Origin of the sequence: Gorillibacterium timonense (assembly GCF_001457415.1) — a bacterium.
Lineage (GTDB): Bacteria > Bacillota > Bacilli > Paenibacillales > NBRC-103111 > Gorillibacterium > Gorillibacterium timonense.
In genome coordinates this window covers 439,649-451,959 of record NZ_LN881721.1, presented here as the reverse complement: position 1 = coordinate 451,959, position 12,311 = coordinate 439,649, and the positions used below count along the sequence as shown (strand labels likewise).

At 55.8% G+C, this 12,311-nt stretch carries 8 protein-coding genes; 1 reads left to right on the top strand and 7 read right to left on the bottom strand.

Annotated features, from left to right (window positions below):
* Positions 1-242: 242 nt before the first annotated feature.
* The 6 genes from BN2684_RS04090 to BN2684_RS04065 all read right to left on the bottom strand — a co-directional run bounded on the left by BN2684_RS04090 (position 243) and on the right by BN2684_RS04065 (position 8,396).
* Complete coding sequence (locus tag BN2684_RS04090; protein WP_058300892.1) at positions 243-2,123, bottom strand: ABC transporter ATP-binding protein; 1,881 nt, start codon at positions 2,121-2,123, stop codon at positions 243-245.
* The gene (locus tag BN2684_RS04085) at positions 2,120-3,844 is read right to left on the bottom strand and encodes an ABC transporter ATP-binding protein (RefSeq protein WP_058300891.1); all 1,725 of its coding nucleotides are present in this window, start codon (positions 3,842-3,844) and stop codon (positions 2,120-2,122) included. The genes BN2684_RS04090 and BN2684_RS04085 overlap by 4 nt, the downstream gene beginning before the upstream one ends.
* A complete protein-coding gene (locus tag BN2684_RS04080) occupies positions 3,838-4,305 on the bottom strand; it encodes a MarR family winged helix-turn-helix transcriptional regulator (RefSeq protein ID WP_058300890.1) in 468 nt (155 codons plus the stop codon). Before BN2684_RS04080 ends, BN2684_RS04085 begins: the two co-directional genes overlap by 7 nt.
* A gap of 334 nt (positions 4,306-4,639) precedes the next feature.
* The gene (locus tag BN2684_RS04075; RefSeq protein ID WP_058300889.1) at positions 4,640-5,932 is read right to left on the bottom strand and encodes a homocysteine synthase; all 1,293 of its coding nucleotides are present in this window, start codon (positions 5,930-5,932) and stop codon (positions 4,640-4,642) included.
* A 234-nt stretch (positions 5,933-6,166) separates the two neighbouring features.
* Positions 6,167-7,423, bottom strand: a complete 1,257-nt coding sequence (locus BN2684_RS04070; protein ID WP_058300888.1) for a radical SAM protein — start codon at positions 7,421-7,423, stop codon at positions 6,167-6,169.
* 70 nt (positions 7,424-7,493) lie between these two features.
* Positions 7,494-8,396 (bottom strand): radical SAM protein, encoded by a 903-nt coding sequence (locus BN2684_RS04065; RefSeq protein ID WP_058300887.1) that lies wholly within the window; start codon positions 8,394-8,396, stop codon positions 7,494-7,496.
* Positions 8,397-8,860: 464 nt separating this feature from the next.
* Between BN2684_RS04065 and BN2684_RS04060 the strand changes: the two genes are divergently transcribed.
* Positions 8,861-11,158: an endo-1,4-beta-xylanase gene (locus BN2684_RS04060; RefSeq protein WP_058300886.1), complete on the top strand. Its 2,298-nt coding sequence runs from the start codon at positions 8,861-8,863 to the stop codon at positions 11,156-11,158.
* A gap of 84 nt (positions 11,159-11,242) precedes the next feature.
* Here the strand turns inward: BN2684_RS04060 and BN2684_RS04055 are convergent, their stop codons facing one another.
* Entirely contained in the window at positions 11,243-12,247 is a 1,005-nt protein-coding gene (locus tag BN2684_RS04055) for an ROK family protein (RefSeq protein WP_058300885.1), read from the bottom strand.
* Between the last annotated feature and the right edge of the window lie 64 nt (positions 12,248-12,311).

The window sequence follows — 12,311 nt, the reverse complement described above, 5'->3', positions numbered from 1 at the left end:
CGCCTCGCCCTGACAGGCCCCCTATACACATAAGGCAGTAGAAAGCCGCACCGAACTCCGTTGACTGCCTTCTATCGTATCGACAAATGCTCGGAAGCGCAACCATGATGATGATACGAAGCGCCTTCCTGCCATTCCAATCCGAAGACACTGAGACCCGCATGGAGCAAGATATTGCAAGATAGGAAAAAGCCGACGCACAAGGCGCCGGCCTTAAACTGTCATGATTGATTCGCCTACACTCAAACGATTTCTTTTTCGGTGTTTCTGCCCGTAAACTGGCTGTTGTAGAGGTCGGCGTAGAAGCCGCCCTGCTGCATCAGCTCGATGTGCGAGCCCTTTTCGATCACGTCGCCGTGATTCATGACGAGAATGAGATCGGCATTCCGAATCGTGGAGAGCCGGTGGGCGATGACGAAGCTCGTTCTTCCTTCCATCAACCGGCTCATGGCCGCCTGAATGTGCACTTCCGTACGGGTATCGACGCTGCTCGTCGCTTCGTCCAGGATCAGGATCGCCGGATCAGCGAGAATGGCGCGGGCGATGGTGAGCAGTTGCTTTTGCCCTTGGGAGATGTTCGACGCCTCTTCGTTCAGCACGGTGTTATACCCTTCCGGCAGCGTCCGGATGAAGTGATCGGCATGAGCCGCCTTTGCTGCTCGAACGATGTCGGTCTCGGTGACGCCTTCTTTGCCATACGCGATGTTGTCCCGGATCGTTCCGTTGAACAGCCACGTATCCTGAAGCACCATTCCGAACAGGCTGCGCAGATCGCCGCGTTTCAGGTCGCGGATATCCTTACCGTCGACCGTTATCTTGCCTTCGTTGATTTCGTAGAAGCGCATCAGCAGATTGACCAATGTGGTCTTGCCGGCGCCGGTCGGTCCGACGATGGCGATGGTCTGCCCCTGCGAGACCTCGATGTTCATGTCGCTGATCAACGTCTGTCCTTCCTTGTAGCCGAAGCGGACGTGATCGAACTTCACATTGCCTTCCGGATTGGCGAGCGGTTTGGCATTCGCCTGTTCCGGTTCTTCCTCTTGCTCGTCGAGAACCTCGAACACCCGCTCCGCGGAAGCGACCGTCGACTGCAGGATGTTCGCGATGTTCGCGGTTTGCACGATCGGCTGCGTGAATTGACGCGAATATTGAATGAAGGCTTGAATATCGCCAACCGTAATCCGTCCGTGAGTAACAAACAGGCCGCCGACTACACAGACGAGCACGTACCCGATGTTGTTGACGAACCCAAGGATGGGGAAGATGAGTCCAGAAATGAATTGAGCCTTCCAGCCCGCATCGTATAGCCTGTCGTTGACTTCATGGAACTTGTCGAGCGATTCCTTTTCCCGGCCGAAGGCTTTCACAATGTTGTGACCGGTATACATTTCCTCGACATGGCCGTTCAGTTCGCCAAGCTCCCTCTGTTGATCCTTGAAGTAGTGCTGAGACTTGGATGCGATGGTCTTCGCAACATAAGCCGATGCCGGCAAGGTGACGAAGGCGATCAGGGTCATCCACGGACTGATGGTCAGCATCATGACGATGATCCCGATCAGTGTGAAGACCGACGTGATGAGCTGAGTCAAACTTTGCTGCAGTGTGTTCGCGATGTTGTCTACGTCGTTCGTAACCCGGCTGAGGATCTCACCGTGAGTCCGGGCGTCGAAGTATTTAAGCGGCAACCGGTTCAGCTTGTGGTTGACCTCTTCCCGCAGGTCGTAGACGACCTTCTGCGACACGCCAGCCATGACATACTGAGTGACATACATGAACAGGGAGCTCAGGACATAGAGTCCGATCAGAATGAAGATGATGTGGGAGATGTAAGTGAAGTCAATTTCAGCTCCCGGAACTCCTTTCATCTTGGCCATAACGCCCTCGAACAGCTTGGTGGTGGCTCTGCCCATGACCTTCGGGCTGACAATGCTGAAGACGGTGCTCAGAATCGCCATGACGAAGACCGTCAGCAGTTTGGCCCGCTGGGGTTTCAGATAACGGACAAGCCGTTTCATCGTACCTTTGAAATCCTTGGCCTTTTCGACGGGTCTGCCCATGGGGGGGCCGCCATGACCGCCTCCGGGACCGCGTTGGGGCCGTTGACTGGCTTTTTGTTCACTCATGCGATCTCCTCCTCGGACAGCTGAGAGGATACGATTTCCCGGTAGACCTCACAGGTGCTCATCAGTTCTTTGTGCGTGCCGATTCCGGCCACTTCGCCTTCGTCGAGCACGATGATGCGGTCGGCGTCCATGACGGTGCTGACCCGCTGGGCGACGATCAGGACCGTAGCGTCGGCCGTCTCGCCCTTCAAAGCTTGGCGCAGCTTGGCGTCCGTCTTGAAGTCAAGCGCGGAGAAGCTGTCGTCGAAGATATAAATTTCGGGCTTCCGAACAAGCGCCCGGGCAATGGATAAGCGCTGTTTTTGACCGCCCGATACGTTGGTCCCCCCTTGGGAGATCACGGAGTCGTAGCCTTCTTTCATCTCGCCGATGAAGTCGGTCGCCTGAGCAACCTCTGCCGCATGGCGCACTTCCTCGTCCGTAGCGTCTTCTTTGCCGTAACGGATATTTTCCGAGATGGTTCCGGTAAAGAGCACAGCTTTTTGCGGCACGTAGCCGACCTTAGAACGGAGAAATTCTTGGCTGATCTCCCTGACATCCACTCCGTTAACCCGGACACTTCCGCTCTGAACGTCGTAAAAGCGGGGAATGAGGTTGATGATGGTCGACTTCCCAGAGCCGGTCCCGCCGATGATGGCGGTCGTTTCCCCCGGCCCGGCCGAGAAGGTGATCCCTCGCACCGCCGGCTGCTCCGCTCCCGGGAAGCTGAAGGTGACGTTGTCGAATTCTACATAACCGTGTTTGTGCTCGGGAGCATTCGTTGCCGGGTCGTTGATGTCGCTCACCGTGTCGAGCACTTCATTAATCCGGACTGCGGACGCGGATGCCCGCGGAAGCATTACGAACATCATGGATACCATGATGAGAGAGAACATGATTTGCATGACGTACTGAAGGAAAGCCATCAGGCTCCCGACCTGCATGTTGCCTTCATCGATGCGAATGCCGCCGAACCAGATGATGGCGATGGTGGTGAGGTTCATGACGATCATCATGATCGGCATCATGAAGGCCATGATCTTGTTGACCTTAATCGCGGTATCGGTGAGATCCGCGTTCGCTTCCGTGAAGCGCTTCTTCTCATGTTCGGTGCGGTTGAATGCCCGAATGACGCGAATACCGGTGAGTTCCTCACGCACGACGAGGTTGATTTTATCGATTTTCTTTTGCATGGCCTTAAAGTACGGCATGGCCGACCCAGCGATGGCGTAGATGGCGAGGGCCAGGATCGGAATGACCACCACGATGACCCAGGAGAGCGTTGTGTCCTTGTTCAACGCCATGATGATGCCGCCGATACACATCATCGGAGCGCTGATCATCATCCGCATGATCATGATCGTGATGTTCTGGATCTGGGTGATGTCGTTGGTCGTACGGGTGATGAGCGACGCCGTACCGATCTTGTCGAACTCGCGCAGCGAATAATTTTCCACGTGTGCAAATACTTTGTTGCGCAAATCCCGTCCAAACCCGACGCCAACCTTGGCCGACAGGTAGTTCGACACGACGGCACAGATCATGCTGACGAATGCGATCAGCAGCATAAACCCGCCGATCCTCCAGATGTAGGGGTTGTCGTTGTGCACGATTCCCTTGTCCACGATGTCGGACATCAGCGTGGGCAGGTACAATTCCGCCAGCGATTGCATGAGGACCAGAATCAGGACGATCGCGATCGGAGTCGTATAAGGCTTCAAATTTCGAAACAGTTTTAACAACGTGCCTCATCTCCACTCTTTTTGTTTGCTTCTATTAGATTATCCCGCATCTGCATAAACAACCTGCGGAGCAAAGCCTGTTCCTCCACCGTAATATGGCTGAATAATTCTCGATCGATTTCCATCAAGGCCTGCTCCATCTCACCGGTTAATGCGAGCCCCTTCTCCGTCAGGTATACGCGGGTTATCCGCTGATCCACCGGATCGGGCCGACGCGTCACCACCTGCGCGTTCTCCAGCCTTTTCAGCATAACCGTTATGGTCGCCGGTTTGATCTTCATGTGATCGGCCAGCTCGCGCTGGCTGAGCCCCTCTTTATGATGCTTCAAAATAAAAAGAACCGGGTGCTGACCCGGATAGAGCCCGATCTTTTCCAGGTGGGCGTGCACCCGCATGAAGTGCAGCCGAATAATCTGTGAGAACAGGTGGTAGAGCGAATCCCTTCGTTCTTCATTAAACAAAGTTGCATCCCCCTCCCTACTAAATAGTTAGCCGACTAATCGTTTATCATCATAACACCATCCATTTTACCCGTCAACACGTTTTTAGGCTCGCTTGTTCATGATCATTCTTCCCCATTTTCAATAAAATGAACATAAAATAAATTAATTTGTAAGCGATTTCTAGTAAAATTGATATGCCGACTAACTAATCTTTCCCCAAGGAAACTTTTGTTCTCGCCAGTAAGCATAACAAAACCGGCACGGGAATCCGTGCCGGCAAGAGGGTTATTTGTATTTGGGTTAACTTGTATTCAGGTTGCTTGTATTCCAATCCGCTTCGATGATCGAGGAGTTACTTCTGGCTCGCTTGAATCGCTTGCTCCAGGTCGTAGAGAATATCGTCGATGTTCTCCGTTCCGATGGAGAGCCGGACAAGCCCCGGGGTAACCCCGGTCGATGTCTGCTCCTCTTCGTTCAGTTGCTGGTGGGTCGTGCTGGCCGGGTGAATGATCAGCGACTTCGAATCGCCCACATTCGCCAGGTGAGAGAACAGCTTCACCGATTCGATCAGCTTCTTCCCTGCTTCCACTCCCCCCTTGATCTCAAAGGTGAGGATGGCCCCCTGCCCTTTGGGGAGGTACTTCTTCGCTAGCTCATAGGAGGAGTGGGATGGCAGCCCAGCGTAGCTGACCGATTCCACTGCATCATGCTCTTCCAGATAGCGCGCCACCTTCAGGGCATTCTCGCTGTGCCGCTCCATCCGCAGATGCAGCGTTTCCAGCCCCTGCAGGAGGAGGAAGGAGTTGAACGGTGAGATGGATGCACCAAGATCGCGCAGCCCTTGGACGCGAGCCTTGATGATATAAGCGAGTGGGCCGACCGCATCCGTGTAGACGACGCCGTGGTAGCTGGCATCCGGCTCCGTGAGGCCGGGGTAGTTGCCGCTCGCCTTCCAGTCGAACTTGCCGCCATCGACAATGACGCCGCCAATGGAGGTACCATGGCCGCCGATAAACTTCGTGGCGGAATGCACGACAATGTCGGCTCCATGTTCGATCGGCCGGAGTAGATAAGGACTCGGGAACGTATTGTCCACGATGAGCGGTACTCCGTTCTCATGGGCGATCTTCGCCACCGCTTCGATATCGAGGACATCCCCCTTCGGATTGCCGATCGTCTCCGCATACAAGGCCTTGGTCTTCTCCGTGATGGCGGCGCGGAAGTTCTCTGGGTCAGAGGAATCGACGAATTTGACGTTGATTCCGAGCTTCGGCAAGGTGGTCGAGAACAGGTTGTAGGTGCCGCCGTACAGGCTCGTCGAGGAGACGACCTCATCTCCCGCTCCGGCGATGTTGAAGATGGCGAGCGAGATGGCCGCCTGCCCGGAAGCGGTCGCGAGTGCCCCAACCCCGCCTTCCAGCGCGGCAACGCGCTTCTCGAACACATCCGTCGTCGGGTTCATGAGCCGGGTATAAATGTTGCCAAATTCCTTCAAGCCAAACAGATTGGCGGCATGCTCCGTGCTGTTGAACGCATAAGAAGTGGTTTGATAGAGCGGGACGGCGCGGGAGTTCGTCACAGGGTCAATTACCTGTCCGGCATGGACGGCAAGCGTCTCCGGTTGAAGCTGTCTTTCCTGAGTCATCGGTCATTCCCTCCAATGGATTCGTTAGAATGAGGCGGATCGGAAAAGCGGCTGTTCTCAATTCCAAGTATTCCTATGCGATTTATCGTAAGTCCATCTTAGCTAATCCTCGCCCGATCGTCAACCTTCTTTTTTGTTCATCGCTTTAAACCGGTAAACCATCAAGTTATCTCTAAATCTACACACTCTCTCTTCTTCTGTCAAACGGCGCGAGAGCGCTTGCGAGAGAGCGGATCAATGCAAGCGGATCGAGGACGGCCACGGATCTTCGCGCGCCGCCTTCCACGTCTTGTCGATATATCCGTGCGTATAAACTTGCTCTAGCCTGTGGTAGAGGGCCGCACCGCGCCGAGTTAGCCGATAATCGACCCCTGCTCTCCTGATCAAGCCCGCAAGCCGGGCGAGTCTCAACTCCACCGGGAACATCTCCTCCAGAGACCGCCCATTCAACGCTTGGAACGCCCGCCCATCGAGCTTTAAGGTATACGCGCTCCAGAATAGCCAATATAAGGCCCGCAGCCTTTTGGTGAAGCGGAGCTCCAAGGCGGCGACCGACTGCTCCTTGCTCATCGCTTTTATGTATTCATCCACAGAAAAGGTATTCACACAAAAACTTGTCCGAGTCAGCGTCACAGCGCTCGGTCCAAAGCCCCGAAAGAGATCCCGGGTAATGGAGGAGTACTTCGGCGTATTCCGACGGGCAAAGGTCCAGACGGAAGTGCGCTCCCAGCCGCTCCTGTCTGCCTGCATGTTTAGACAGGCAAGAAGCTTTCTCTTCGATCCGTGACCGAGAGGCTTCGTCCGATTGTGCGCATAAGAAAAGTCAATGAAGGGATAGGTCGAAATCTGAGTCGCCCCCATCTCGCAAGCGATGCGGAAATCGGCGATCAGCTCCTCCTCCGTCTGCCCCTGCATCCCAAAGATGAGATCCACATCGATGGTTCGAAAGCCAGCGGTTGCCGCAAGTCGAACCCGTTCTGCTCCAGCCTTGTCCGCACGCCCCAGAACGTTCAGACAGCGCGGCTGGAACGATTGAATGCCGAGGCTGACCATAGTAAACCCCATCTGCCTAAGCTGGTTCAAAGCCTCCGGGGTAACATCGGAGGGGTGAAGCTCGATCCCGCATTCGCCGGTCCGTTCATAGCCTTCGTCGATCGCTTCAAGGATTGATCCTAGCTTCTCCAGTAGAAGAGCAGGTGTTCCTCCGCCGAAATAAACACTGGATATCTTCAGGCGGCGCCCTTCTAAGGCAGCCGACATTCGAATCTCTGCAAGGAGTGCTTTGACGAACTCCTCTGCCTTTATAGAATCATAGGCAACCTTCTGATACGGACAAAACGGGCACAGCTCCCGGCAAAATGGGATATGGACATAGAGGCCGACCGGGGCCGTTTCTTCGCCCCATACCGGTTCCGAAGAGGAGATCGGCTTTTCAAATGCTATCGGCTGGAAGGATCGGGTCAGCAGCACCCGCAGCATCGTGGTAATCATGGCTAAGCCCTGCTTTCTTATAGCGTGTTTTCAAACAAGTCCGAACTTCGGGCGATTGCTTGGCAGCGTACTAGGCATATTTCAGATAGGTTCGCACCACATCGATAATGACCGGCAAGTTCCCTCGGAACAAAAGCGAGAATTCCACGGCAAACAAATAACCGCAGCGCTCGCACAGTCCTTCCTCCTCTATACAGCGTCCACAGACATACCGGCGATTGTTCTCGGATACGATGCACATGCCGCAAGGCCTTGACCAGCTTCCGGCGATGAAGTGATCGAGAGCGGAATACAGGTTGAATACCGGATATCCCTCCCGGATCAGCCGTTTGATCACCCCGACCGTCTCAACGGTTTCTTCCCGGCTCAGAGCCAACTCCTCCGTTCCGGCATAAGGAGTATGAAAATTGAACGAAATCGAGTTCAGAGCAGGGTGATCCCGGACAAAGCGGGCAAGTTCCTCCACTTCACCCCGGTTGAGCCGATTGATGGCCATGTACACGCAGATGTTCCCACCCGGCGCACGAGCGGCTTGCTCCATGATTCGGTCAAAGGTGTTTCCGCGAATGCGGTTGTGCCCCTCCCTCATCCCGTCCAGACTGAGAAAGATGACATCGGCTTCGGGAACGGAAAGACCAAGCGTCCCGTTCGTCACGATGTTTACCAAGAGAAAACCCATCCGTTTCGCAACCCGGACGAGATCGCCCACCGTTCGGTCTCCATCCTGCCAAAGCATCGTCTCTCCGCCGCAAAAGAAGAGAATGCGGATTCCCTCCGCGTAAAAGCGCTCCATCTCCCCCACAATGTCGAGATAGGGGTAGTGCACATTTTTTCGGTGATGAACCGCGCAGTGAAGGCAGCTTAAGTTGCAGTCGTCCGTCAGAATGATCGTACCTAGAATTGGCTTACTCCGGCGCGTAACAATCGTGCGAATGCCAACTGCGGTGAAATACAGAATGTCCTTGGCCCTCATGAATGAATCCCCCTCTCTTCCCTCGTTCTCTTCCACAGTAAAGAAGATCGGCTCGTCCAGATATACAATCCGTCACAAAGCTCGGGAGGTGAAATCGTCCATGCGTTGAGGTGAGATGTCCAAAAGGGGTTCTTCGCGTGCAAAACATCGACAATAATCCCGACAAAGCGACCCGTTTACGTCCCCGCCGCTTGACGTGGCACTTCTGAATACCTATGGACAAGCCAAGTGAATTTACCATAATATGGTATTAGATATCAAATATGGCATAGAGAGGAGCGTGGAACCCCGCTTGCGTCTCAGTCGGCAAAGGAGGTGTGGCAATCGCTCACTATTCACTCGGCATCCGTTGAATGCTCTTTTTTCAAGCGCGTTGTTGAAAGCGTTTACCAGAAAGGTCGCGCTTCTCAGCAGCAGAAAGGCGACCGCCGATACTCCATTAATCGAAAGGAGTTAATAAAACCATGTCCTCTTCCGTTCATTCACGCAAATCTATGAAAGCGCTTCTATTATTCTTGATCCTATGCCTGAGCATTCCTTTCGTATCGCTTTCTCCCGCCCACGCTGAAAATACGCTTCTCCTCTCGACCGATTTTGAGGACGGCACCACCCAGGGCTGGGCCGGACGCGGAGGAGTCGAGCTGCTCAGCGCGGATCCGGCCGCCGCTCACAGCGGGACTGCCGGACTTGTCGTCGCCGGACGCACCAAGACCTGGCACGGCCCGACCCTCGATGTAACCACTCAGATGAGCGTCGGCCAGACGTATGTCTTTTCCGGATGGGTCAAGCTTCCCGCCAATTCCTCCGGCATCAATGTGACGATGACCATGCAGCGGACCACGACGGATACCGTACATTACGAGCAGATGACTACGGCTGCCGCCTCCGCCGGAAGCTGGGTGCAGCTCTCAGCCGAGTACAAGCTGCGGGAAGCCGCCAGCAACTTGTCCGTCTATTTCGAGATACCAGGCAGCGCTTCGCAAGGCCTGTACCTTGACGACTTCCGCATGGAGCAAAAGCCGGACGCCGGACCGATCGTGATCGAGCCCACCATCCCCAATCTAAAGGATGTGTTCGCAACGGACTTCCCCATCGGCGCCGCCTTTGAGAACTTCGAGCTGGCAAGCGAACCCGACCGCCAGCTGCTCGTCAAACATTTCAACAGCCTGACTCCCGGCAATGTGTTGAAATGGGATAGCACGGAGCCTGCGGAGAATACCTTCTCCTTCGCTCAGGCCGACGCCGCCGTCAACTTTGCCGTCCAGAACGGACAAGCCGTGCGGGGCCATACGCTGGTCTGGCACAATCAGACACCGAACTGGGTGTTCTACGATGCGAGCGGCAATCTGGTCACCAAGGATGTTCTGTTCGCGCGTATGGAGAACCACATCAAAACCGTCGTCGGCCGCTACAAAGGAATCATTAGCGCCTGGGATGTGGTGAACGAAGTCATCGACTCTTCGCAATCGGACGGCCTGCGCCGCAGCCTCTGGTACCAGATCGCCGGTCAGGAGTACATTGAGAAGGCGTTCCAGTACGCGCATGAAGCCGATCCCGCCGCTAAGCTGTTCATCAACGACTACAACACGCACGAATCCGGCAAAAGTCAGGCGCTCTACAACCTCATCACCCGCCTTCAGGCCAAAGGAATTCCGGTAACCGGAATCGGCCACCAAACCCACATCCGCAACGATTGGCCCTCGATGTCCGAAATCGAGAATTCCATCGTCAAATTCGCTGCGCTCGGTCTGGAGCAGCATGTGACAGAGCTCGACATCGACATCTATCCGAACTCGACCTTGAAGTACGACACCCTGCCTGCCAGCGCCGCTCAAATCCAAGCGACTCGGTACAAGCAGCTGTTTGATATTTTCCGCCGGCACAAGGACCAAATCACCAGTGTCACCTTCTGGGGCAAGGACGACGGAAACAGCTGGCTGCGCACTTATCCGGTGAACCGCAACAATTGGCCGCTCTTGTTCGACGAGCGCCTGCAGTCCAAGCCGGCTTACTGGGCTCTCGTCGAAGCTGCCACCCAGGCACCCGCGACCCCGACCGGTGTAACGGCGACGCCGAGTGATGGCAAGGTGACACTGGCCTGGTCGCCGTCAAGCGGAGCCGCGAGCTACAAGGTGAAGCGGGCCGCCACCAGCACCGGCGCTTACACCACGATCGCTACGGTCACCTCCGGTACCACCTACACGGACTCCGGCCTCGTTAACGACACCGCTTATTACTACGTGATCAGCGCCGTTAACACCAACGGAGAGTCCGGTAACTCCGCCCAGGTGGTGGCGATTCCGCGGGTTCCCACGGCAGGCTCGCTCGTCCTGCAATACCGGACGCCTGACGCGAATGCAACGGATAATCAGCTCAAGCCCCACTTCAACCTGAAGAACACTGGCACAACCGCCGTCGATCTCACCGGCGTGAAAATCCGCTATTATTTCACCAAGGATAGCAATCAATCGCTGAACGCCTGGATCGACTGGGCCGCGATCGGAAACAGCTTGGTGAAGACCTCCTTCGGTACCGCTTCGGCTTCTGGTGCGGATACGTACCTGGAGGTCAGCTTCACGGGCGGGACGATTCCCGCCGGAGGCCAAACCGGTGATATCCAGGCGCGCGTAAGCAAAGCGGACTGGTCGAACTTCAACGAAGCCGACGACTACTCGCGCGATGCCACGAAGACGGCGTATGCCGATTGGGTCAAGGCGACCGTCTACCTGAACGGCTCTCTGGTCTGGGGACTGGAGCCGTAACAATGGAAACGGACAGAACCCTCTAGCAGAGTTCTGTCCGTTTTTATTATCCTATCGCCAGGGAAGCACAACAGGTTAACGCACTCAAACCTCATTCGCGTTTGCCGCTGCCGCAGCGGCCCTCTCACGACCATACACCCATACCTGTAGAGCTGCGCCAATCATGTTGCTTCCCCCTCCCAGCTCGGCAGGCAGGATCCGCACCTCCTGCCGCATCGAGGCCATAGCGGTTGCTTCCACCCGCTGACGCAGCGGTGCAAACAACGGCTCACCGATCTCCGCAAGTCCGCCGCCGATGATTACCGCTTGCGGGTTAAAGACATGAATGAGGCTGGTCACCGCCGATCCGAGCGCAGCGATAGCATCCTCCATCACCTTCCCCGCCGCTGGCTCGCCATCCAACCAGCGGGTGACAATCTGCCGCGTGTCCGCCGGGGCTTCCTTCATTAGAGCTCTGTCCTGCGCCGCGATCTCCTCCCGATAACGTCCGGCAATCGAGGTTCCGGAGGCGTACACCTCCACGCAACCCCGGTTTCCGCAGATGCAGCGAGGACCGTGCAGATCAACCGAGAGATGCCCGATCTCCCCGGCACCGCCGCGAGCTCCATGCAGCAGCCGATTGTCCGTAATGACGGCGCCGCCGACTCCGGTGCCAAGCGCAAGGCACACGAGATGGCGGCAGCCCTTGCCCGCCCCAAGCTCGTGCTCCGCCAGCGCCATTACATTGACATCGTTGTCTACGTATACCGGAAGAGCATACTTCTTCTCGATGAGCTCGCGAATCGGCATGCCCGTGTACCCCGGAATCAGATCACTGGCAAAATGAACGGACCCCCGCTCGAAATCAATCTGCCCTGCGCTCCCGACGCCGATCCCGGCCAAGGTTCCGCTTCCGGTTTCCTCCCCATACATACGAAGCGTGTTGATCGCGAGGAACACCTGATCCATCACCCGCCGCTTCTCCGCTAAGGCGGGCAGGGTCAATTCCTTCAGCACCGCTCCGTCTCGCCGAACGAGACCGGCTCTTATCTTGGTCCCGCCGATGTCAACGCCGATGGCGACGGCCCCTTCATTGAAAGCATCCTGCACCGCAACCCCTCATTTCCTCTGCCTGAATCTGTCCAAAACCGGGTGCTTGCGTTGTTTTCCGATC

Excerpts from the sequence above, each read along its gene's own strand:
- BN2684_RS04090 (WP_058300892.1), bottom strand. The coding sequence starts at position 2,123 with ATGAGTGAACAAAAAGCCAGTCAACGGCCCCAACGCGGTCCCGGAGGC.
- BN2684_RS04075 (WP_058300889.1), bottom strand. The coding sequence starts at position 5,932 with ATGACTCAGGAAAGACAGCTTCAACCGGAGACGCTTGCCGTCCATGCC.
- BN2684_RS04070 (WP_058300888.1), bottom strand. The coding sequence starts at position 7,423 with ATGATTACCACGATGCTGCGGGTGCTGCTGACCCGATCCTTCCAGCCG.
- BN2684_RS04065 (WP_058300887.1), bottom strand. The coding sequence starts at position 8,396 with ATGAGGGCCAAGGACATTCTGTATTTCACCGCAGTTGGCATTCGCACG.
- BN2684_RS04060 (WP_058300886.1), top strand. The coding sequence starts at position 8,861 with ATGTCCTCTTCCGTTCATTCACGCAAATCTATGAAAGCGCTTCTATTA.